This is a genomic window from Streptomyces olivoverticillatus, assembly GCF_014203555.1.
GTDB classification, from domain to species: Bacteria; Actinomycetota; Actinomycetes; order Streptomycetales; family Streptomycetaceae; genus Streptomyces; species Streptomyces olivoverticillatus.
Map to the genome: position 1 here is coordinate 579,311 of NZ_JACHJH010000002.1, position 22,028 is coordinate 601,338.

Consider the following 22,028-nt stretch of genomic DNA (forward strand, 5'->3'; position numbering starts at 1 on the left):
TCACGCCCGTACCCGGCGCAGCTCGGCCTCGGCCGTGCGCAGGGCCGCCTTCAGCTGGCTCTCGGGGTCGGCGCCGTCCTTGACGATGCGGGTGAGCGCGTCGCGGTAGGCGGTCTGGGCGGCGGTGGTCCACAGCAGGGGCTGGGCGTAGCCGTAGGCCCGGGTGAAGTGCGCCGCCTCGGCTGCGGGCCCCTGGGTGAGCGCCGTGGCCTTGCGGGCCAGCGAGGTGCGGGCGGGGATGTGGAAGCCGTAGGAGAGCGCGAAGTCCTGCTGGTAGTCGGTGCGTTGCACCCACAGCCACCGTACGAACGCCTTGGCCTGGTCCCGGTGGGCGCCGCGGGTGCTGACGGCGCTGGCGTACGCCCCGACCGGCACGGCGGGCTTTCCGGCCGGGCCGTCCGGCGGGAAGGGCAGCGCGCCGACGTCGTCGCCCAGCGCCTTGCGGATCTGCGGCAGCGCCCAGAGGCCGGACCACTGCATCGCGGTGAGCCCCTGGATGAGCGCGGAGGGGTCGGACCAGTCGGCGGGCGCGCCGAGCAGCAGGGACTTGTCGGCCCAGAGCCGGTGGAGCTTGCCGAGGGTGCGGGCGGCGGCCGGGTCGTCGAAGCCCGGCTTGCCCTCGGGGGTGACGAAGGAGAGCCCGGCCGCGTAGAGCGGGGTGCCGTCCAGGGCGCCGGGGCCGCCGTCGTTGCCGAGGAAGAGGCCCTTCGTCCTGCGGTCGGTGAGCCTGCGCGCGGCGTCGACGAGTTCGTCGAGGCTGTGCGGGGGCCGTACGCCCGCCGCGTCCAGCAGGCTCTTGCGGTAGTAGAGGAGCTGGGTGTCGATGGTCTGGGGGATGCCCCAGACGCGTCCGTCGTGGGTCTTCTGGGCGAGGACGACGGGGTCGAAGTCGTCCTTCACGCCCTGGAGGAGATCGGTGAGGTCGGCGACCTGGCCGCCCCGGATCTGGTCCAGGGTGGGGCCGTTGACCTCGAAGACATCGGGACCTGCGTCGGTGAGCAGGGCGGCCGCGGTCTGCTGGTCGTAGTTGCCGGGCCGCCATTCGACGCGGACGTCGGCGTCCGGGTAGGCGGCGGCGTAGCGGGCCACCGCCTGCCGGGTGCCGGCCTCGCCGTACTGGTGGTACCACTGGGAAAGACGGGGTCGTGAACCGCCGCCTCCGCGGCCGGTGTTGGAGCCGCACGCGGCGGTCAGGGCGAGCCCCGTGCCGCCGGTCAGGAGCTGTCTGCGGTTGATCGGCATGTCGCTGTCCCCCTCGCATGGGTTGGGCGGTCCGGTCGCCTGTGATCGTACGGATCGATGGACGGCGGGGGAGGGGAGATCACGGATCTAGAACGCGGTTTCGAGCCTCGTATATCCTGATTGATCCAGTGCCGGCGGAACCGGCCCACGCCCTGTACCGCAGGAACGGAGCGCGCCACATGCCCGGCCCCGACGTCACGGTGATCATCGCCGCGTACAACGCCATGCCCTACGTGACGCGCAGCGTCACCTCCGTCCTCGGCCAGACCCTCGGCGCGGACCGGATCGAGGTGATAGCGGTCGACGACGGTTCGACGGACGGCACGGCGGCCGAGCTGGACCGCCTGGCGGCCGGGGCGCCGCAGCTGCGCGTGATCCACCAGCCGAATTCCGGCGGCCCGGCCGGCCCGCGCAACCTGGGCCTGGACCAGGCGGCCGGCCGCTACGTCTTCTTCCTCGACTCGGACGACCACCTGGGCCCCGAGGCGCTGGAGCGCATGGTCACCGCCGCAGACGAGAACGGCTCCGACGTCGTCCTCGGCCGGATCGTCGGCGAGGGCGGGCGCCGGGCCCCGCGGTCGATGTTCGGCCGGAACCAGCCCAAGACCGACGTCTTCGCCTCCAGGGTCTACTGGACGCTCAACCCGATGAAGCTGTTCCGGCGCGCGCTGGTCGACCGGCTCGGCCTCCGCTTCGACACCGGCCTGTCGATCGGCGAGGACCAGCCCTTCACCGCCACCGCCTACCTCGAAGCCGCCGCGATATCCGTCGTCGCGGACTACGACTGCCTGTACTGGGTGGCGCGCGAGGACGGCAACAACATCACCGCGCAGCCGCACGGCACGCGGATGCGCATGGACCTGTTCCGGATGATGACGGAACTCGTCGCCGCCCGCGTGGCCCCCGGCACCGACCGCGACACCCTCCTGCACCGGCACTTCGCCGTCGAACTGCGCGACGCGGTCCTGCAGCTCTCCCGCGAGCCCCACCGCGACGTCCAGGCCAAGCTCCTCGCCGAGCTGGGCGACATGATCGCGCCCTACTGGCACGAGGGCCTGGCCGCTCGGCTCCCCGCCGTGGTCCGGCTGCGCTGCCACCTCATCGCCCACGGCCTCCTGGACGAGCTGCTGACACTGGTCCGGTGGGAGCTGGACCGGGGCGCGGCCAGCTACGGCATCACCACGCTGTCCGCCACCGCCGACGCCGGGCCGGAGGTCCTCGCCGAGAACGGCCGCGCCTACGCCCGGTACCCCTACTTCCGCGACACCACGCTGAACGTCCCCGACGACTGCTACGACATCACCGCCGAGCTGCGCGCCCAGCACCTCGTCGAGTCGGCACAGCTGGACGCCGCCGGGACCCTCCGCCTCACCGGGCATGCCACCGTGGACCGCATACCCGACCGCGAGGCCGGCGCCGAGCTCATCCTGCGCAGGCGCGGCTCGGACGGCGAACACCGCCTGCCCGTGCGCCGCACGGACGAGGAGGGCGGCTTCGACGCCTCCGTGGACCTCGCCACCGCCGCCGACGGCGCGCCGCTGCCCGACGGCCTGTGGGACATATCCCTGGCCGTGTCCGCCCAGGACGTCGTCAAGGAGGCCCGCCTGGGCAGCCGCCGCGCCGAGTCCGTCCCCACCTCGACGACCACCGTCGTCACCGCCGCCGGTACCGCGGCCGCGCTCTACACCACCAAGCCGTACGGCAACCTCACCCTGGACCTCGGCGAGACCCGCCACCGCGTCCTGCCCCGCCTGCGCGTGACCGGCGCCGCCTGGTCGCCGGACGCGCCCGCCACCCTCGCCGTCACCGGGCGCTGCACGCTCGCCGCCCGGCCGGAAGGCGCGCTGACCGTACGGGCCGAGGGCCCGCGGGGCGCCGAGGTGACGGTGCCCGTCTCCGACGGCACCTTCAAGGCCCTGCTGCCCTTCGACGCCGCCGGCGAGTGGCGGCTCACGCTGCGCCTGGCCGTCGCGGGCAAGGAGTGGACCCTGCCCGTACCGCCGCAGCCGGCGCTCAAGGCCGTGCGCTGGCGGCGCCTGGGCCTGCCCTGGTACGCCAAGCCGGTGACCGGGCAGGACGCGCTGACCCTGCGGGTCGGCAGGGTGGAGCTGGTCAAGGCAGTACGGGCGCGCCTGGCGCGACGGTCCGGCTGACCGCCGCTTCCCCGGGCCGGGCCCCGCTGCTTCTTGGGCTGGGGGATCAGCCCGTCTGGGGCGCTATCCGGAACCGCAGCCTGCAGATCACCGCGTCGGTGTCCCGGCGCACCGCGTGGGCGACGACCGCGCCGCGCTGGTTCTGCAGCAGCCGCTGCCAGAGGTGCGCGGGCTCGACCTCGGGGATGAGCACGGTGACCCGGGTGTCGGGGTGCCGGTCGGACAGCTCGCGTACGTACGTGACGATCGGGCGGCCCAAGGCGCGGCTGGGAGCGGGCAGTTCGACCAGCTCGACGCCGGGGTTCCACAGCTCCCAGTCGCGGCCCAGCGACTCCGCGGCCCGCCGCCCCTCCGCATCCGGCTGCGCGACCGTCACCGCCACGACCTCGTCGCCGAGCGAGACCGCGGCGGTCAGCGCCTTGCTGGTCAGCCGGGAGAGAGAGGAAACGGGCACGACGACCACGGAGTGGCAGCGGCGCGGCGGCTCGGGCACCCGGCCCAGCTCCAGGCGCTCGCCGATCGTCGCGTAGGCGCGGTGGACGGCCTCGAAGGCCGCCACCAGCAGCGGCAGCGCGAGGACGATCAGCCAGGCGCCTTCCGCGAACTTCGTCGCCGTGACGACGACGGCCGAAACGCCCGTGAGCAGCGCACCGAAGCCGTTGAGCAGCGCCTTGCCGCGCCACCCGACGGAACGTTCCTGTCGCCAGTGCCGGACCATGCCCACCTGGCAGATGGTGAAGCCGACGAACACGCCGATCGAGAAGAGCGGCACCAGGGTGTTGACGTCACCGCCCGAGAGGACGAGCAGCAGCGCGGAGACGGCGGCGAGCGCGAGCACGCCGTGCCGGTGGACCTGGCGGTCGGCCTTGAGGGCGAAGACGTGCGGCAGGTAGTTGTCCCGGGCGAGCAGGCTCATCAGCACGGGCAGCCCGCCGAACGACGTGTTGGCCGCCAGCGCCAGCAGCACCACCGTCGCGAACTGGACGACGTAGAAGGCCCAGTTGTGGCCGAGCGAGGCGTCCGCGAGCTGGGCGAGGACGGTCACGCCCTCGACCGGCTGGAGATGGAAACGGCCGATGAGGACCGACAGGCCGATCAGCATGACGCCCAGCAGTGCACCGAGGGCCACCTCCGTGCGCTGTGCGCGCCTGGCACGCGGGGCACGGAAGGACGGCACCGCGTTGGCCACGGCCTCGACGCCGGTCAGTGCGGAACACCCGGCCGCGAAGGCCTTCAGCAGCAGGAGCGCGCCGACGGCGGTGGCGTTCCCGCCGAGCGCGGACGCATGCCCGGCGGCGGCCTCGGTGCTGACGGGAGCGGTACGGAAGAGGCCCACGACGATCAGTACGAGGATCGAGCCGACGAAGACGGCGGTCGGCACGACGAACGCCTTGGCCGATTCCGCGATGCCCCGCAGGTTCACCCCCGTGACCAGGGCGAGCACGCCCAGGCAGAGCCACGTCCGGTCGCCGTAGAGCGAGGGGAAGGCGGAGGTCAGGGCCGCGACCCCGGCGGTGACCGACACCGCCACGTTCAGCACATAGTCCAGCACCAGGGAGGCCGCGGTGATCAGGCTGGTGCGCCGGCCCAGATGCCGCTTGGCGACCGCGTACGAGCCGCCGCCGTCCGGGAACGCAGCGATGACCTGCCGGTAGGAGGCCACGAGCACGGCCAGCAGGGCGGCGATCGCCAAGGTGACCGGGAGCGTGAACCCCAGGCCGTGCGCCCCGGCCGCGGCCAGCACCAGGACGATCGCCTCGGGCCCGTACGCCACCGACGCCATCGCGTCCAGGGAGAGCGCCGCCAGTCCCTGGGTCGCGGTCAGCCGGTGCCGCTCCTCCGGCCCGGCTGTCGCGGCGCCGGTATCCGGCGGTTCCTCACCGGTTCCCGCGGCGGGCTCGTCCGTATTGACCGGCATGGACATCTTTCGTGGTACCTCCGTGACGTGCGGAAGACCAGCGTGCGCCCGGCCCGCGAGGCCCGCGAGCGGCCTTGGCGGCGTCTTGGCGCCCTGCGGCGTGATCTTGACGCGTTCTTGGCGCGGCTTCCCCGCCGGGCGTCAGAGGTGCGTCAGATTTGCCTCATGCAGCGTCAGCGGACCATCAAGACCTGACGGACTGTCGACGCGGCGGCCCTAGCGTCACGACCATGGGACGGCGACTGCCATTGCTGCCACTGCGCACACACAGACTCGATCACCGCGGCGCACAACTGCGCCCCCCGCCGCCCGGCGAGGTCCTCGCCTGGGACCGCGGCTGGCACCGTGAAGCCAGGACCGCCTGGGGCTACGGCGCGGCCCTCGCCGCAGTCCTCCTCACCGCCGACCAGGCCCGCGGCGGGCTGGACTGGATGCGCGGCTGCTGCTGGGTGGCCATCGGCGCCGCGCTCGTCGCCGTACTGCGCCCGGACCGCGTCACGGCCGGCGACGGCTGGCTGGCGGTACGGGGCCTGCTGCGCGAGCGGCGCGTACGGACGGACCTGCTCACCCAGCTCCGGCGCGCGGACGGCGTGGCGCCCCGGCTGGTGCTGCGGGACGCGGGCGGCGGGCGGGTGGAGCTGGACCCGCGCGTGCTCGTCGCCAACCCGCTGCTGTGGCACCAGCTGGACGCCGGGACCCGGCGCTCCCGGGAGCGGGGCCTGCTGCGCGAAGGCGCGGTGCCGCTGGCCGCACTGGCCCGGCGGATAGACGACGAGGGGGCGCGGGCGCTGCTGGAGGGCTGAGCCCAGCCGATGGGGTCAGCCCTTCCAGTCGTACGTGACGCCCGTCAGCCGCTCGGAGACCGCCCACAATCCGCGGCTCGCCTTGTCGTCCCGCGTCCACGCGGCCCGCGGCGAACGGGCCGGCGCCCCGCGCCACTGCAGCACGCGCGGCCCGAAGAAGTCGTCCGGCCGCACCCCGGGCGCCGTGGCGGCGTACAGCGAGGGCAGGGCGCCGTCCTCGGCGCTCTGCGCCACGGCGCGGTTGAGCAGCGCCACCGCCCGCTCCGCCAGGGCCCGCTCCTCCATGCGCACCCCGGCGGTCTGCAGATTGGTCGCCGCGTACCCCGGATGCGCGGCGGCCGCCACGATGGGCGAGCCCTCGGCGGCCAGCCGCCGCGAAAGCTCGTGCACGAAGAGCAGATTGGCGCTCTTGGACCGCCCGTAGGCGATCCAGCGCCGGTACCGGTCGTCCATCTGCAGGTCGCGCGGGTCGACCGTGCCCAGGCAGTGCAGCCCGCTGGAGACCGTCACCACGCGCGCCCCTTCCCCGGCGTCCCGCAGCCGCGGCAGCAGCAGGCCGGTGAGCGCGAAGTGCCCGAGGTGGTTGGTGCCGAACTGCATCTCGAACCCGTCGACCGTCCGCCGGTGCGGCAGCGCCATCACCCCGGCGTTGTTGACGAGCACGTCCACCCGGTCCTCGGGGAGCGCCTCGGCGAAGGCGCGCACGGAGGCGAGATCGGCCAGATCCAGCTGCGCGAACCGCACGTCGGCGCCCGGCGCCTGAGCCCGCATCAACTCCTCGGCGGCCTTGCCCCGCGTGGCATCCCGGCACCCCAGCACGACCCGCGCCCCACGCCGCGCCAGCTCCCGGGCGGTGACGTATCCGATCCCGCTGTTGGCCCCGGTCACCACGACGATGCGCCCACTCTGATCGGCGATGTCGCCCGCGGTCCAGCCCGTCATCTCTGCCGCACTCCTCTGCGATCGGCACGGGGGTAGCCCTTGGGGCAGCGTAACCGGGCGAGGTGGGCGACCCGCACGCCAGGTGCCCGACTCGCTCATTGATACGGTCACGCCCATGTCGGAGACGCAGAGTTCAGCCCGTACGCCACGCACCCCCGTCACCGCCGATGACCTCGAAGAGGTCGTCCGCCTGGCCGTCGCCGCCTTCCGCGGTGCGCCCGAGGACCGTTGGGGCAAGCCCGCCGGTTCGCTCGAGTGGGACTGCTGGGAGACCGTCGAGCATCTCGCCGACGACATGTTCTGTTACGCCCTCCAACTCGCCCCGCCCGCACCGCCGCAGACGGGATATCTGCCCACCGTGCTGAGCGAGCTGCGTCCCGGTGGTCCCAAGGAGACCATTCACGTCGAGCGTGGCGACGGCCCGGACGGGCTGATACAGGTGCTGGAGGGGTGCACGGGTCTGCTGGCGGCCGTGGTGCGGACCAAGCCGCCCCGGACCCGGGGCTATCACACCTTCGGGCTCGCCGACCCCGAGGGTTTCGCCGCCATGGGGATCGTGGAGGCGCTGGTGCACGCCCATGACATCGCCCAAGGTCTCGGCGTCGCCTGGGAGCCGCCTGCCGATCTGTGCGGGCGGACGCTGGCCCGGCTCTTCCCCGACGTGCCCGCCGACGGCGACCCCTACCGCGCCCTGCTCCGGGCCACCGGCCGCCTGGAATCGGACGGCGCCCCCTGGCGGTGGCACAGCGCCCCCCTCGACTGACCCGAGGGGCACCGGGAAGGCTCAACTGCCGTGACTGGCCGGTCCGTACGGGCACGGCTCCGCCCGTTCTCCCGGTGCCCGTACGATCTCGCCGGTGAGCCCCGACATATCGCTGACGACGTTGCTGATGCTGTGCCTCGCCGCGCTCGCCGCAGGGTGGATCGACGCCGTGGTGGGCGGCGGCGGCCTGCTGCAACTGCCCGCGCTGCTCGTGGGGCTGCCCCAGATGGCGCCCGCGCAGGTCCTCGGGACGAACAAGGCCGTCGCCATCTGCGGCACGACCGCCGCCGCCTTCGCCTACATGCGCAAGGCGACCCTGGACATCCGGACGGCCCTGCGCATCGGGCTCGCCGCGCTCGGCGGCTCGCTCGCCGGGGCCTTCTTCGCCTCCGGCATCAACAGCGCCGTCCTGCGGCCCCTGATCATGGCGGTGCTGCTGGCCGTCCTGGCCTTCGTCCTGTTGCGGCCGTCCTTCGGCACCGCCGCCGCGCCCGGCGGGCCCGTCAGCCGGCGGCGCATGGCCGGGGCGGTGCTCGGGGCGGGCCTGGGCATCGGCTTCTACGACGGGCTGATAGGCCCCGGCACCGGCACCTTCCTCGTGCTGGCGCTCGTCGCGATCCTGCACATGGACCTGGTGACGGCCTCCGGCACGGCGAAGATCGTCAACGTCTGCACCAACGTGGGGGCTTTGGTCACGTTCGGGATCCAGGGCTCGGTGCTGTGGCAGATCGCCGCACCCATGGCCGTGTGCAACCTCGTCGGCGGGGCGGTGGGGGCGCGGATGGCGCTCAAGCGGGGGAGCGGATTCGTCCGCGTGGTGTTGCTCGTGGTCGTGGTGTCGCTGGTGTGCAAGCTGGGCTACGACCAATGGGGCGGATGATACGAACTGTGGGGCGGATGGGTGAACTCGGACACCGAGAGGCTCGTGGGGTCTATTTGTCGATCATTCGTACTACCGACTGTGCGGAAAACAGTCCGGGGTGCGCCGGATCCCGGCCATTGCGGTTAGCCTGTCGACTACCTTCCTGACGTGGTGGGGGTGCCAGTGCGTTTCTCCCGGTGGACCCGGTGGAGCCGGGCCCGGTGGGGCCGGGCCGTGCTCGCGGGTCTCTATGTCGTCGCCCTCGCGGCCGCCGTGCCCAAGGGCGCCGGCGGGCACGGCCGGGACGGCAGCTGGTCGAGCGACGAGGCCCGCCGGTTCTGGGGTCCCTCCCGCCCGGCGGACGCGAGCGACGACGGGGACGGCGCCGATGCCGACGCCAGGACCGACGCGCAGCGCATCACGGGCAGCGCCCGCCACTTCGACGGCGTCCCGTCCGTCGGGATCCTCTTCTACACCGGCGACGACATGAAGAACCACCACTGCACGGCCAGCGTGGTGCACAGCCCCAAGGGCAATCTGATCGTCACCGCCGGGCACTGCTCCTTCGGCGACGACGCCGCCTTCGTCCCCGACTACCAGCAGGGATCGAGCAAACAGCCCTACGGCGTCTGGCCCGTGGAGCGCACCTTCGTCGACCCCCGGCGCGACGACTCCGGCGCGGCCTCCGACCTCGACTTCGCCTTCGCCACCGTCAAGCCTGACATCCGCGGCAGACAGATCGAGCGCGTCACCGGTGCCAACCGCCTCGTGCGCACCCCCGGCTACACCAACCGCGTCACCGTCATCGGCTACCCCAGCGCCGACGACGACCCGGCCGACCAGGCCATCCGCTGCACCGCCATGACCAGCCGGCTGGAAGACCGCAAGCAGCTGCGCATGAACTGCGACGGCTTCTTCTCCGGCACCTCCGGCAGCCCCTGGCTCACCCACTTCAACGAGAAGACGAAGACGGGCGACCTGGTGGGCGTCCTCGGCGGCCTCAACGGCGGCGGGCCCGACGGCGACGACAGCGCCAAGGTCTCCTACAGCCCCATAAACGACGACGAGATCTTCAAGCTCTACCTGGACGCCATAAACGGCCGCGAGCCCAAGCGGGACTGACCCCGTCCCCGGCCCCCGTCGCTCAGCGCCCGTCCGCCGCCAGCGCCCGCTCCACCCCCGGCTCGTGCGGGCCCAGGAACTGCGGGCTCGGCCGGACCAGCGCGTTCAGCGCGGCCTTGCCCGAGGCGAAGACCTCGCGGGCCCCACCCGCGTACCAGGTGACGTCGTGCACGGCGTCGACCCCGACCCCGTACGCATCGATGCCCGCCGCCTCGCACAGCGCCAGCGCGCGGCGTATGTGGAAGCCCTGGCTGATCAGCACCGCCTGCTTCACCCCGAAGACGCGCCGGGCACGGGCGCAGGAGTCCCAGGTGTCGAAGCCCGCGAAGTCGTTGACGATGCGGGAGGCGGGCACCCCGTGCTTCGTCAGGTACGTGCGCATCGCGTCCGGTTCGTCGTAGTCGTCCCGGCTGTTGTCGCCCGTCACCAGCACCACCCGGACCTTGCCCTCCCGGTACAGCCGCACCGCCGCGTCCAGCCGGTGCGCCAGGTACGGGGACGGCTTGCCCTCCCACAGACCCGCGCCGAAGACCATCGCCACCGGCGCGGACGGCACGTCGCCGACGTCCCGCACGCGCGGCGCCGCCGCCGCGTACACCCAGGTGGCGGGCAGCAGGGCCAGCACGCAGCCCGCCACCGCACCCTGCAGCAGCCGCCGCTTCCCACGCCTGGTCACCGGCAGCCGCAACCGCACCTTGGGCATCCGTGCCATGCCGACCTCCCCCGTTCGCCCTGGTCCAACCGCTTGCCGTGACCACGTGCCGTGACCGTTCGCCGAAGATCGACGACGGGATCAAAAACGCCGCACGGCGCCCCGCGGTTCCCGCCACGGCCGCCCGGACCCACGGGCATCGCCGCTGTCAGACCCTGGGGCTACCGTCGGGGGTATGAACGGCACAGGCACGGCACCACCCGCGGCGGAGCAGTCCGGCATCGCCGGATACGAGGCATCGGACCTGGAGCGCTGGGCGCCCGAGCCCGACAAGCGGCCAGGCCGCACCGCCTTCCAGCGCGACCGGGCCCGGGTGCTGCACTCCGCCGCGCTGCGCCGCCTCGCGGGCAAGACGCAGGTCGTCACCCCCGGCGTGAGCCCCCAGGCCTGGGACGCCAGCCCCCGCACCCGGCTGACCCACTCCCTGGAGTGCGCCCAGGTCGGCCGGGAGCTGGGCGCCGCGCTCGGCTGCGACCCCGACCTGGTCGAGGTCGCCTGCCTGGCCCACGACCTCGGCCACCCGCCCTTCGGGCACAACGGCGAGCGGGCGCTCGATACGGTCGCGGCGGCCTGCGGCGGCTTCGAGGGCAACGCCCAGTCGCTGCGCCTGCTCACCCGCCTGGAGCCCAAGCGCTTCGTCCCCGACCCCCGCACCGGCGAGCTCGTCAGCGTCGGCCTCAACCTCACCCGGGCCGCCCTCGACGCCGCCACCAAATACCCCTGGCCGCGCGGCGGCCACCCCGACCGCCCCGCCTCCCGCAAGTTCGGCGTCTACGCCGACGACGTCCCCGTCTTCACCTGGCTGCGCCAGGGCGCCCCGCAGCACCGCCAGAGCTTCGAGGCCCAGGTCATGGACTGGGCCGACGACGTGGCCTACTCGGTGCACGACGTCGAGGACGGCCTGCACGCGGGCCACCTCGACCCCAATGTGCTCCTCGCCGACGCCGAGCGCCGCGAGGTGTTCGCCGTCGCCACCGCCCGCTACGCCCCCGATGCCGCGCCCGACGAGCTGGCCGAGGCCCTCGACCGCCTGCTCGGCCAGGAGTGGTGGCCCCACGGCTACGACGGCTCGGTCGTCGCCCAGGCCCGCCTCAAGGACGCCACCAGCCAGCTGATCGGCCGCTTCTGCCTCGCGGCGGAGAGCGCCACCCGGCAGACGTGGGGCACTGGCAGACTGACCCGGTACCGGGCCGGGCTCGTCGTGCCCCGCGAGACCCGCCTGGAGTGCGCGGTGCTCAAGGCCGTCGCCGACCGGTACGTCATACAGCGCCCGGACCAGGAGAAGCTCCGCGCCGACCAGCGCATCGTCATCGCCGAGCTCGCCGAGGCGCTCGTCGCCCGCGCCCCCGAGGGCCTCGACCCGCAGTTCCGCTCGCTGTTCACCGAGGCCGACGGGGACGCGGGCAGACTGCGGGCCGTCGTCGACCAGATCGCGGCCCTCACCGACAGCTCCGCCCGCTCCCTGCACGCCCGCCTCACCGGGATACGGCACGCCGGGGGCGGGTGACCCCTTGCGGCCACCGGCCCGCACGGGGTACTCCCTCTACCGGCGGCACGCTCCGTGCGGGAGGCTCGGCAGTGGCGCTTTTCCACCCGGGTCTCTACCGGGGGCCGTCAACGCGGACGCACGGCGCAGAGGTTCTGCGCGGCAGCGAGGAGGCAGCAAGTGGTGGACGCACACCAGACGTTCGTCATCGTCGGAGGAGGCCTGGCGGGCGCGAAGGCCGCCGAGACCCTCCGGCAGGAGGGCTTCACCGGCAGGGTGATCCTCGTCTGTGACGAGCGCGAGCACCCCTACGAGCGCCCGCCGCTCTCCAAGGGCTACCTCACGGGGCAGGCCGCCCGCGAGAGCGTGTTCGTCCACGAACCCGCCTGGTACGCCCAGGCCGACATCGAGCTGCACCTCGGCCAGCCCGCCGTCCACCTCGACCGCGCCGCGCGGACCGTGACCCTGGGCGACGGCACCCTCATCCACTACGACAAGCTGCTGCTGGCCACCGGCGCCGAGCCCCGCCGTCTGGACGTCCCCGGCACCGGCCTGGCCGGCGTGCACCACCTGCGCCGCCTCGCCCACGCCGAGCGGCTGCGCGGCGTGCTGTCCTCCCTCGGCCGGGACAACGGCCACCTCGTCATCGCGGGCGCGGGCTGGATCGGCCTGGAAGTGGCCGCCGCCGCCCGCGGCTACGGCGCCGAGGTGACCGTCGTCGAGCCCGAGCCCACCCCGCTGCACACCGTCCTCGGCCCCGAACTCGGCGCGCTCTTCACCGACCTGCACAGCGAGCACGGCGTCCGCTTCCACTTCGGCGCCCGCCTCACCGAGATCGCCGGGCAGGACGGCATGGTCCTGGCCGCCCGTACCGACGACGGCGAGGAGCACCCCGCGCACGCCGTCCTCGCCGCGATCGGCGCCGCCCCGCGCACCGCCCTCGCCGAGGCCGCGGGCCTCGCCCTCGTCGACCACGCCGACGGCGGAGGCGTCGCCGTCGACGCCTCGCTGCGCACCTCCGACCCCCACATTTACGCCGCCGGTGACGTCGCCGCGGCCGAGCACCCCTGGCTGGGCACCCGGCTGCGCGTCGAGCACTGGGCCAACGCACTCAACGGCGGCCCCGCCGCCGCCCGCGCCATGCTGGGCCGGGAGGTCTCCTACGACCGCGTGCCGTACTTCTTCTCCGACCAGTACGACATCGGCCTGGAGTACTCGGGCTACGCGCCCCCCGGCTCGTACGACCAGGTGGTCTGCCGGGGAGACGTGGGCAAGCGCGAGTTCATCGCCTTCTGGCTGAGCGAGGGCCGGCTGCTGGCGGGGATGAACGTGAATGTGTGGGACGTCACGGAGAGCATCCAGCAGCTGATCCGTTCCGGCGCCCGCCCCGACCCGGACGCCCTGGCGGATCCGGCGGTGGCGCTGGACTCGCTGGCGCCGTAGCCCGATGCCCGCAGCCCCCTCACCGCACACCGCGCTGGTGCCCGTCTCGGAGATCTTCGCCCTGCGGCACGCCGTGCTGCGGCCCGGCCTGCCCGCCGAGGCGGCCGCCTTCCCCGAGGACGCCGGGGCGAAGACCTTCCACATCGCGGCCTACGACGCGGCGGGGGCGGTCCGCGCCTGCGTCACCTTCCTCCCCGAGCCCCTGCCGGGCACCGGGGAGGAGGCGTACCGCTTCCGCGGCATGGCCAGCGACCCGGCCGTGCGCGGCCGCGGCTACGGCGTCGCCGTCCTGCGGGCGGGCCTCGCCGAGGCCGCGGCCCGCGGGGCCGGCCTGGTGTGGTGCACCGGGCGGACCTCCGCCCGCGGCTTCTACGAGCACCACGGCTTCACCGTGCGCGGCGAGGAGTTCACCGTGCCGGGCATCGGCCCGCACCAGGTGTTCGTGATCAAGGCGGCGGGCGGGGATGTCGGTGCCGGGCCGTAGACTTCACGCGTGGCAGGCAGGATCAACGATGACGATGTGAGGGCGGTCCGGGACGCGGTCCCGATCGACGCCGTCGTGTCCGAGTACCTCCAGCTGCGCAACGCGGGCGGCGGCAATCTCAAGGGGCTCTGCCCCTTCCACGACGAGAAGTCCCCCTCCTTCCAGGTCAGCCCCGCCAAGGGGCTCTTCTACTGCTTCGGCTGCCAGGAGGGCGGGGACACCGTCGACTTCGTCATGAAGATCGACCACCTCTCCTTCGCCGAGACCATCGAGCGCCTCGCCTCCCAGGCCGGGATCACCCTGCGCTACGAGGAGGGCGGCTACACCCCGGGCCGCCAGCAGGGCGAGCGCATCCGCCTCGTCGAGGCGCACAAGCACGCCGCGAAGTTCTACGTCGAGCAGCTCGACGGCGCGGAGGCCGAGATCGGCCGCAGGTTCCTCGCCGAGCGCGGCTTCGACCAGGCCGCCGCCCAGCACTTCGGCGTCGGCTACAGCCCCGCCGGCTGGGACCACCTCACCCGCTTCCTGCGCGGCAAGGGGTTCAGCGACAAGGAGCTGATCCTCTCCGGCCTCGCCCAGGAGAGCCGGGGCGGCCGCCCCATCGACCGCTTCCGCGGCCGCCTGATGTGGCCCATCCGCGACATCACCGGAGAGGTCATCGGCTTCGGCGCCCGCAAGCTGCGTGACGACGACACCGGACCCAAGTACCTCAACACCCCCGAGACCCCGCTCTACCGCAAGTCCCAGGTCCTCTACGGCATCGACCTCGCCAAGAAGGACATCGCCAAGACCAACCGCGCCGTCGTCGTCGAGGGCTACACCGACGTCATGGCCTGCCACCTCGCCGGGGTCACCACCGCCATCGCCACCTGCGGCACCGCCTTCGCCGGCGACCACATCAAGATCCTCCGCCGGCTGCTGATGGACAACTCCGGCTCCGAGGTCGTCTTCACCTTCGACGGCGACGCCGCCGGGCAGAAGGCCGCGCTCCGCGCCTTCGAGGACGACCAGAAGTTCGCCGCCGAGACCTCCATCGCCATCACCCCCGGCGGCATGGACCCCTGCGAGCTGCGCCTGGCCCAGGGCGACGCCGCCGTCCAGTCGCTCGTCGACGCCCGCACCCCGCTGTTCGCCTTCGCCATCCGCCAGGTCGTCGCCCGGCACAACCTCGACACCGCCGAGGGCCGCGCCGCCGCCCTGGAGGCCGCGGCCCCCATCGTGGCGAACATCAAGAACAGCGCCATCCAGCACGAGTACGCCGTCCAGCTCGCCGGCATGCTCGGCATCCTCGACACCCAGTTCGTCGTCCGCCGCGTCGGCCAGCTGGCCCGCTGGGCCCGCGAGCGCGGCCAGCGCCCCGAACAGGGGCGCGCGCAGCACCGCGGTGCGCCGCCCGCCGCGCCCGCACCCCAGCAGCCCGCCCCACGCGGCCCCGCACTCAACCTGCGCAGCCCTGCCCACCGCACCGAGCGGGAGCTCCTCAAGCTCGCCCTGCAGCGCCCCGAGCTCGTCGCCCCCGCCTTCGACGCCTACGGGGAGGACGAGTTCACCGCACCGCCCTACGCGGTCGTCCGCCACGCCGTCGAGGAAGCCGGCGGCGTCACCGACGCCGGCCCGGACTACCTGGCCAAGGTCCGCGAGGCCGCCCCGGACGACACGGTGCGCTCCCTCGTCACGGAGCTCGCCGTCGAGGCCATCCACAACAAGAACGTGGACGAGGTCTACGCCGGCGTGCAGCTCGTCCAGGTCAGGCTGCGGGCCGTGGAGCGCCGGATCGGGGACGTACAGGCGATGCTGGTCCGCCTGGGCGCCCAGGCGGACCCCGAGCACCTGGCCGCCGTGCAGAACGAGCTGTGGGTCCTCCAGCAGTACGGCAAGTCCCTGAAGGACCGCGGCGCGGCTGCGCTCTAGCCGTTCCTCGCGGTCGTCCCCTCGGCCGTCCGCCTAGCCGTCTACGCCGTCCGCCGGACCGCCGGATTGTAAGCAAGCGGTCACGGTATGGGCTCAGAAAGTGAGCGCACGCCCCTCGTGGCGGGCCCGCGTCGTGCCCCACACTGGTGGGCGGTGCCTCAAGTCCTCGGAGCGCGGCGGTCCGGTCGGCTGGACCCGGAATCTCCCGCGAAGCCGCTCCGGATCCCCGGCACGGGCGGCGCCCCGGCAGCCGCCGCGCCCGAATGTTCTGCCGCCTCAGCAGCGATCACCCTGGAGGTCGCCCCCGTGCAGACCCGGACCCCGACCCTGCCTCAGGCCCTGGCCGAACCGGCACCGACCGTGCCACAGCAGGCCGAGCCGCCCGCGTCCGAGCCCCCGGCCTTCACCGAGGACGCGACCCCGGAACGGACCGCACGGGCCGACACCAGCGGCCCCTCCTCCGACCTCTTCCGCCAGTACCTCCGCGAGATCGGCCGCATCCCGCTGCTGTCGGCAGTGGAGGAGGTGGAGCTCGCCCGCCGCGTCGAAGCAGGGCTGTTCGCCGAGGAGAAGCTGAGCAGCACCCCCGACCTCGACACCCAGCTCGCCCTCGACCTCGACCGGCTGGTGGTCCTCGGCCGGATGGCCAAACGCCGCCTGATCGAGGCCAATCTGAGGCTCGTCGTCTCCGTCGCCAAACGCTACATCGGCCGCGGGCTGACCATGCTCGACCTCGTACAGGAGGGAAACCTTGGGCTCATCAGGGCAGTTGAGAAATTCGACTACGCCCGGGGCTACAAGTTCTCGACGTACGCGACCTGGTGGATCCGCCAGGCCATGTCCCGCGCCCTCGCCGACCAGGCCCGTACGATCCGGGTCCCCGTCCACGTCGTGGAGTTGATCAACCGCGTGGTGCGCGTCCAGCGCCGGATGCTCCAGGAGCGCGGCTACGAACCCACCGCCGAAGAGGTCGCCCTCCACCTCGACCTCTCCGAGGAGCGCGTCAGCGAAGTGCTGCGCCTGGCTCAGGAACCGGTCTCGCTGCACGCGCCCGTGGGCGAGGAGGACGACGTCGCGCTCGGCGACCTCATCGAGGACGGCGACGCGACCTCCCCCGTGGAGTCGGCCGCCTTCCTGCTGCTGCGCGAACACCTGGAGGCGGTGCTCTCCACCCTCGGCGAGCGCGAGCGCAAGGTCGTGCAGCTGCGCTACGGGCTCGTCGACGGGCGGCCGCGCACCCTGGAGGAGATCGGCCGGATCTTCGGCGTCACGCGCGAGCGCATCCGCCAGATCGAGTCCAAGACCCTCAACAAGCTGCGCGACCACGCCTTCGCGGACCAGCTGCGCGGCTACCTGGACTGACTCGCGCCGGACCGACTCGCGTCCGGCCGCCGCCGAAGCGTCAGCCGGCCTGGAACGCTCCCGGATGGGTCTGCTCGCGCACGGTCGTGTACTGCTGCCGCACCGCCTGCCCCACCGCCAGGTCCTCGCCCGGCTCGAAGGCGTGCCCGGCCACGGACGGCCACAGCGGGGGCTGCTGCGGCGAGAGCACGCCCTGCTGCACGCCCAGCGCCCACGCGGCCTGCCGGGCCGCGCCCAGCGCCGCGTAGTCCGCGGGCTGCGGCACGACCACCTGCGTGCCGAACAGCGACGGCGCGATCGCCTGCACGGCCGGCAGCTCGGCCGCCGCGCCCAGCAGGAAGACCCGCCGCACCTCGACGCCGCGCCCGCGCAGCACGTCCAGCGCGTCCGTCAGCCCGCACAGCATGCCCTCGAACGCGGCCCGCGCCAGGTGCTCCGGCTTCATGCTCTCGCGCCGGAGCCCGGTCAGGGTGCCGGCCGTGTGCGGCAGCTGCGGGGTGCGCTCGCCCTCCAGGTACGGCAGCAGCACCAGCCCGTAGGAGCCGGGGGAGGAGTGCATCGCCAGCTCGGAGAGGCCGGCCAGGTCCGTGCCGAGCAGCTCGGCAGTGCCGCGCAGCACGCGGACGGCATTGAGGGTGTGCACCACGGGCAGGTGCATGCCGGTCGCGTCCGCGAAGGAGGTGATGGTGCCGGTGGTGTCCGCGAGCGCGGAGTGGTGGACGGAGAAGACGGAGCCGGAGGCGCCCAGGGAGATCACCGCGTCGCCCAGGCCCACGCCCAGGCCGAAGGCCGCCGCCATCGTCTCGCCCGTACCGGCGGAGATCAGCAGCCCCTCGGGGGTGTGTCCGGCGGCCTCGGCGGGGCCGAGCACATCGGGCAGCGTGGCCTGCCGGCCGAGCGCCAGCTCCACCAGATCGGGGCGCCAGGCGCCGGTCGCCGCGGACCAGAAGCCCGTGCCGGAGGCGTCGCCGCGGTCGGTGGTCCGCCGCAGAGGCCGCCCCAGCAGCTGCCAGACCAGCCAGTCGTGCGGCTGGAGCAGGGCCGCCACCCGGGCCGCCGACTCCGGTTCGTTGCGGGCGAGCCAGCGCAGCTTCGCCACGGCCTGCCCGGCCTGCGGCACTGTCCCGACCGCCTCCGCCCACGCGGCCCGGCCGCCGAGCGCGTCGGTCAGATCGGCCGCCGAGGCCTGCACGCGCTTGTCGTTGCCGAGCAGCGCGGGGCGTACGAGCACGCCGCCGGCGTCCAGGGTGATCAGCCCCTGCTGCTGGGCGGAGACGCCGATGGCCTGCACGCCCTCCAGCAGTCCGCCCCCGGCCGCCTCGCCCAGCGACATCAGCCAGGCCTGCGGATCGCCGTCGGCGGCGGAGGGGGGATGCGAGGCGTATCCATGCCGGAGCACGGCACCCGTGTCCGTGTCGCACACGACGATCCGTGTGCTGTCGGAGGAACTGTCCAATCCGGCGACTATGCCCATGCCGAGATGATGCCAAACCTCAAGGGCATACACCGCATCCGGGCGGGAGTTGCATCAGGTGTTGCTGGTGCCCCAGTCGTCCTCGTCGGCCACGCGCTGCTCGCGCAGGGAGCGGATGCGGTCGCTCACCGACCCCGGCAGCCGCCCGCCGACCTTGTCGGCGGCCCGGGAGGCCAGCGCCCGGCCGTTCTGCGCAGCCGACTCGGCGGTGTTGCGCACGGCCGGATTCTGCGCGATCCGGCGGGCCGCCTTGCGCAGCTCCTCGTACCGCTCGCGCCCGGCCCGCGCGCCGAGCACGTACCCGACAGCGGCTCCGGTGATGAACGTCAGCCGGTAGCGCATCGCGCTCCATCCTTCCCTCGGGGCCCGTGCTCCGCGCCTACCCGGCCGGGCCGAAGGTCACTCCCGGGGCACCGATTGGCGGAGCACCCCCCTGCTTGCGCTAATGTATGTGTCGCAGCGAGCGCACGCCGCCCGGGAGACCGAGCGAAGGTGCATTCGAGGCAATCGCAGCAATCCCCTGTAGCTCAATTGGCAGAGCAGCCGGCTGTTAACCGGCAGGTTACTGGTTCGAGTCCAGTCGGGGGAGCGCGGTCCCCTGTAGCTCAATTGGCAGAGCAGCCGGCTGTTAACCGGCAGGTTACTGGTTCGAGTCCAGTCGGGGGAGCAGATGGATCAGGGCCCCCTCGGGGGCCCTTTTTCATGTCCGTTCTTCGCACCGGGGCGGAACCGTACGGCCGTGATCGAAGTCCTCAAGGTCAGACAGGTCACACGATACGGCCCACCCGGGGCAACAGATCGTATGAGCGGCTATGCTGCGGCAGACGGCGCGCACAGATGTGCGCGACGCGCCGTGAACGGGGCGGTAGCTCAGCCGGTTAGAGCAGCGGACTCATAATCCGTCGGCCGTGGGTTCGAGTCCCACCCGCCCCACTCACGCGCTGTAGGTGCAGAAACGTTCTGTCCTGTGCTCTCGCGTACCAAAGGGTCGCCACCTCGCCGGTGGCGACCCTTTGTCGATTCGGCGGCCCGCCGCGCTCAGCCCCCTGGGCGACCCGTCAGGCGGGGGGCGGGCTTACGTTGGTGGTGGATACGGCTCTGTGCAGGACCCTGGCCAGTTTTACCGCGTCGTCCACCGCCCAGAAGTGGATGTAGAAGAGGCGGGGCGAGTCCGTCAGGCCGTGGCTGTGCAGCGAGACGATGTCGATGCCGCCGTGGCGCAGGGCCGCGATGACGCGCTGTACCTCGCTTGCGACCAGCACGAAGTCGCCGTTGATCGCCGCCCGCCCGTGACCGACCGGCTGGAAGATCAGGGCCGTCATGGAGCCCGTGCCCTTCGGCAGCACCCGTGAGCCGTCGATGATCCGCTCCCGGCGGGCGAAGATGACCTTGTAGATGCGGCCGTCCTGGATGCCCTTGGCGTGGAGGGCGGCGTCGATGCCCGCGGTGTCGAGGTCGAGCCGGTGCGCCTTCGTGGCGGGAGGCTCGGTGTGCGGGGTGCCGGTGCGGTCGAGGGCCGCGCGCAGGCCGCGGGCCAGGGCCACGGCGTCGTGCCCGTGCCCGTGTACGTGTGTCCACCAGATGGCGGGCTTCTGGGTCAGCAGGTGCTTGTGGAGGGCGGTCTGCCCGATCCCGTGGGCGTGCAGCGTGTCGGTGACGTGCTGCAACTCCGTCTCCAGGACGGCCATGTCGCCCATCATCAGCGTGCTGCCGTCGGCGTAGCGGACGAAGGAGATGTACGAGCCGACGGCCAGGTCCGGCGTGATCGTCACCCCTTTGGAGACGACCCGCAGGTCCCGGCGGAGGAAGGCCACCCGGTAGACGGTGCCGGCCAGCACCTCGCCCTGGCGGCCGAGCGTGCGGGTGACGCCCCGCCAGTCGTTCTGGGTGGTGGGCAGCGGCAGGACGAGCGGCCGGTCGTTCCGGCCGACCGCCGCCGCCGTGGGGCGGGCGATGAGCTGGGCCGCGCCGGCCAGCGCGGGGATCAGTGCGGTGCTGATCACCAGCCGCCGCCGGGTCGGGCCGGACGTCGGGCCGGATGCCGGATCGGACGGAGGCGGTTCCAACCCGTGTTGCGGGTCTCCGGGCATGCGAAGCACCTCCAAGGAAGGGCGTGGCGCGTTATCGGGTTATTGGCCGAATTCCACCCCGTCATCATGTCCGGATCGTCATATTCCCTGCCCCGTGGAGTACGCCGCTTGGAATACGCGTCCCCACGCCCCGGTTACCGTGCCGGGACGCCAGAGTCACACTGAACGCACGAGTCCAGACACCGGAAGCGGGTACGCGCTCATGAGCAGCACCGTGGAGCTCACCAAGGACAACTTCGATGAGATCGTCTCCGGCAGCGGATTCGTGCTCATCGACTTCTGGGCCGAGTGGTGCGGCCCCTGCCGCCAGTTCGCGCCGGTCTTCGAGCGGGCCGCCGGGCGCCACGACGACCTGGTCTTCGCCAAGGTCGACACCGAGGCCCAGCCCGAACTGGCCGCCGCCTTCGAGATCCGTTCGATCCCGACGCTGATGATCGTGCGGGACAGCATCGCCGTCTTCGCCCAGCCCGGCGCGCTCCCGGAGGCCGCCCTGGAGGACGTCATCAAGCAGGCCAGGGAGCTGGACATGGACGAGGTACGGGCCTCCGTCGCCCAGGCGCAGAGCCGGGCCGACGGCGAGCCCGCCGGTGAGTGAGACGAGCGAACTGCTGCTCGTGCGGCACGGCGAGACCGAGTGGAGCCGCAATGGGCGGCACACCAGCTGGACCGACAAGCCGCTGACCGCCCACGGCGAGCGCGAGGCGGAGGGGGTGCGGGAGCTGCTGGCCGGGCGGGACATCGCGCTGGCCCTGTCCAGCCCCATGTCCCGGGCCGTGCGCACCGCCGAGCTGGCCGGCTTGAAGGACGTACGCACCGACCCCGACCTGCACGAATGGGATTACGGCGGGTACGAGGGCGAGACCTCGGACGAGATCTCCCGCACCCGGCCCGGCTGGTTCCTCTTCGACGACGGGGTGCCGCCGGGGCCGTCCGGGCATCCCGGGGAGACGCCCGCGGAGGTCGGGGCCCGCGCGGACCGGGTGCTGGCACGGATCGGGCCCCGGCTGGGGCAGCCGGGCGCCGGGGACGTGGTGCTGGTGGCGCACGGCCACTTCTTGCGGGTGCTGACGGCCCGTAGGCTCGGGCTGCCGCCTTCGGCCGGGGCACTGTTCCGGCTGGACACCGGCACCGTCAGCAGGCTCGGCACCGAGCACGGGCGCCCGGCGCTGCTCGCCTGGAACGGGCGTGTCGCAGCCGGGGGCCGGGGCGCGGGCGCCTGATGATCGAAGGCCGGATGCCGGGCGGTCGCAGGGCGCCCGGC

General features: G+C 73.1%; 19 protein-coding genes and 3 tRNA genes. 15 read left to right on the forward strand and 7 right to left on the reverse strand.

From position 1 onward, the window contains the following. A complete protein-coding gene (locus FHS39_RS07885) occupies nucleotides 1-1,242 on the reverse strand; it encodes an ABC transporter substrate-binding protein (RefSeq protein ID WP_184347686.1) in 1,242 nt (413 codons plus the stop codon). Between the two features lie 179 nt (nucleotides 1,243-1,421). On the opposite strand from FHS39_RS07885, the gene FHS39_RS07890 reads away from it, so the two are divergent. Further along, entirely contained in the window at nucleotides 1,422-3,395 is a 1,974-nt protein-coding gene (locus tag FHS39_RS07890) for a glycosyltransferase family 2 protein (RefSeq protein ID WP_184347688.1), read from the forward strand. A gap of 46 nt (nucleotides 3,396-3,441) precedes the next feature. Here the strand turns inward: FHS39_RS07890 and FHS39_RS07895 are convergent, their stop codons facing one another. After that, nucleotides 3,442-5,319: an APC family permease gene (locus FHS39_RS07895; RefSeq protein ID WP_425507750.1), complete on the reverse strand. Its 1,878-nt coding sequence runs from the start codon at nucleotides 5,317-5,319 to the stop codon at nucleotides 3,442-3,444. A gap of 224 nt (nucleotides 5,320-5,543) precedes the next feature. Here FHS39_RS07895 and FHS39_RS25340 point away from each other — a divergent pair, with 224 nt between their 5' ends. Next, nucleotides 5,544-6,116, forward strand: a complete 573-nt coding sequence (locus FHS39_RS25340) for a hypothetical protein (RefSeq protein ID WP_246469987.1) — start codon at nucleotides 5,544-5,546, stop codon at nucleotides 6,114-6,116. Between the two features lie 15 nt (nucleotides 6,117-6,131). Here the strand turns inward: FHS39_RS25340 and FHS39_RS07905 are convergent, their stop codons facing one another. Next, entirely contained in the window at nucleotides 6,132-7,058 is a 927-nt protein-coding gene (locus FHS39_RS07905; RefSeq protein WP_184347697.1) for an oxidoreductase, read from the reverse strand. Nucleotides 7,059-7,173: 115 nt separating this feature from the next. On the opposite strand from FHS39_RS07905, the gene FHS39_RS07910 reads away from it, so the two are divergent. The 3 genes from FHS39_RS07910 (at nucleotide 7,174) to FHS39_RS07920 (ending at nucleotide 9,805) form a co-directional block, all read left to right on the forward strand. Continuing rightward, a complete protein-coding gene (locus FHS39_RS07910) occupies nucleotides 7,174-7,821 on the forward strand; it encodes a maleylpyruvate isomerase mycothiol-dependent enzyme family protein (RefSeq protein WP_184347699.1) in 648 nt (215 codons plus the stop codon). Nucleotides 7,822-7,948: 127 nt separating this feature from the next. After that, nucleotides 7,949-8,701, forward strand: coding sequence for a sulfite exporter TauE/SafE family protein (locus FHS39_RS07915; RefSeq protein ID WP_184348766.1), 753 nt, complete (start codon nucleotides 7,949-7,951; stop codon nucleotides 8,699-8,701). A 216-nt stretch (nucleotides 8,702-8,917) separates the two neighbouring features. Then, nucleotides 8,918-9,805, forward strand: a complete 888-nt coding sequence (locus tag FHS39_RS07920; RefSeq protein ID WP_184347701.1) for a trypsin-like peptidase domain-containing protein — start codon at nucleotides 8,918-8,920, stop codon at nucleotides 9,803-9,805. Nucleotides 9,806-9,827: 22 nt separating this feature from the next. On the opposite strand, the gene FHS39_RS07925 is transcribed toward FHS39_RS07920, so the two are convergent. Then, nucleotides 9,828-10,517, reverse strand: a complete 690-nt coding sequence (locus FHS39_RS07925; RefSeq protein WP_184347703.1) for a SanA/YdcF family protein — start codon at nucleotides 10,515-10,517, stop codon at nucleotides 9,828-9,830. A gap of 175 nt (nucleotides 10,518-10,692) precedes the next feature. On the opposite strand from FHS39_RS07925, the gene FHS39_RS07930 reads away from it, so the two are divergent. The 5 genes from FHS39_RS07930 (at nucleotide 10,693) to FHS39_RS07950 (ending at nucleotide 17,203) form a co-directional block, all read left to right on the forward strand. Continuing rightward, on the forward strand, nucleotides 10,693-12,024 hold the full coding sequence (locus tag FHS39_RS07930) for a deoxyguanosinetriphosphate triphosphohydrolase (protein WP_184347705.1): 1,332 nt from the start codon (nucleotides 10,693-10,695) through the stop codon (nucleotides 12,022-12,024). A gap of 159 nt (nucleotides 12,025-12,183) precedes the next feature. Next, nucleotides 12,184-13,446: an FAD-dependent oxidoreductase gene (locus tag FHS39_RS07935; RefSeq protein WP_184347707.1), complete on the forward strand. Its 1,263-nt coding sequence runs from the start codon at nucleotides 12,184-12,186 to the stop codon at nucleotides 13,444-13,446. A 4-nt stretch (nucleotides 13,447-13,450) separates the two neighbouring features. Continuing rightward, nucleotides 13,451-13,930 carry a GNAT family N-acetyltransferase gene (locus FHS39_RS07940; protein ID WP_184347709.1) on the forward strand — a complete coding sequence of 160 codons (480 nt, stop codon included), beginning with the start codon at nucleotides 13,451-13,453 and terminating at the stop codon, nucleotides 13,928-13,930. A gap of 9 nt (nucleotides 13,931-13,939) precedes the next feature. Beyond that, nucleotides 13,940-15,841, forward strand: coding sequence for a DNA primase (dnaG, locus tag FHS39_RS07945; protein ID WP_184347711.1), 1,902 nt, complete (start codon nucleotides 13,940-13,942; stop codon nucleotides 15,839-15,841). A gap of 87 nt (nucleotides 15,842-15,928) precedes the next feature. Continuing rightward, the gene (locus FHS39_RS07950; RefSeq protein ID WP_425507751.1) at nucleotides 15,929-17,203 is read left to right on the forward strand and encodes a sigma-70 family RNA polymerase sigma factor; all 1,275 of its coding nucleotides are present in this window, start codon (nucleotides 15,929-15,931) and stop codon (nucleotides 17,201-17,203) included. 40 nt (nucleotides 17,204-17,243) lie between these two features. Here FHS39_RS07950 and FHS39_RS07955 read toward each other — a convergent pair whose 3' ends face one another. Both FHS39_RS07955 and FHS39_RS07960 read right to left on the reverse strand, forming a co-directional pair. Continuing rightward, the gene (locus tag FHS39_RS07955) at nucleotides 17,244-18,677 is read right to left on the reverse strand and encodes an FGGY family carbohydrate kinase (protein ID WP_184347713.1); all 1,434 of its coding nucleotides are present in this window, start codon (nucleotides 18,675-18,677) and stop codon (nucleotides 17,244-17,246) included. Between the two features lie 54 nt (nucleotides 18,678-18,731). Further along, nucleotides 18,732-19,019, reverse strand: a complete 288-nt coding sequence (locus FHS39_RS07960; protein WP_184347715.1) for a YtxH domain-containing protein — start codon at nucleotides 19,017-19,019, stop codon at nucleotides 18,732-18,734. A gap of 174 nt (nucleotides 19,020-19,193) precedes the next feature. Between FHS39_RS07960 and FHS39_RS07965 the strand changes: the two genes are divergently transcribed. From FHS39_RS07965 to FHS39_RS07975, 3 genes are all read left to right on the forward strand, one after another. Next, a tRNA-Asn gene (locus tag FHS39_RS07965) sits at nucleotides 19,194-19,266 on the forward strand. A gap of 5 nt (nucleotides 19,267-19,271) precedes the next feature. Further along, nucleotides 19,272-19,344 (forward strand) — tRNA-Asn (locus FHS39_RS07970). 192 nt (nucleotides 19,345-19,536) lie between these two features. After that, nucleotides 19,537-19,610, forward strand: a tRNA-Ile gene (locus tag FHS39_RS07975). 125 nt (nucleotides 19,611-19,735) lie between these two features. On the opposite strand, the gene FHS39_RS07980 is transcribed toward FHS39_RS07975, so the two are convergent. After that, nucleotides 19,736-20,680 carry a DUF1259 domain-containing protein gene (locus tag FHS39_RS07980; protein ID WP_343069432.1) on the reverse strand — a complete coding sequence of 315 codons (945 nt, stop codon included), beginning with the start codon at nucleotides 20,678-20,680 and terminating at the stop codon, nucleotides 19,736-19,738. A gap of 289 nt (nucleotides 20,681-20,969) precedes the next feature. Between FHS39_RS07980 and trxA the strand changes: the two genes are divergently transcribed. Continuing rightward, a complete protein-coding gene (gene trxA / locus FHS39_RS07985) occupies nucleotides 20,970-21,362 on the forward strand; it encodes a thioredoxin (protein WP_184347719.1) in 393 nt (130 codons plus the stop codon). After that, on the forward strand, nucleotides 21,355-21,987 hold the full coding sequence (locus FHS39_RS07990; protein WP_184347721.1) for a histidine phosphatase family protein: 633 nt from the start codon (nucleotides 21,355-21,357) through the stop codon (nucleotides 21,985-21,987). The genes trxA and FHS39_RS07990 overlap by 8 nt, the downstream gene beginning before the upstream one ends. The last annotated feature ends 41 nt before the right edge of the window (nucleotides 21,988-22,028 follow it).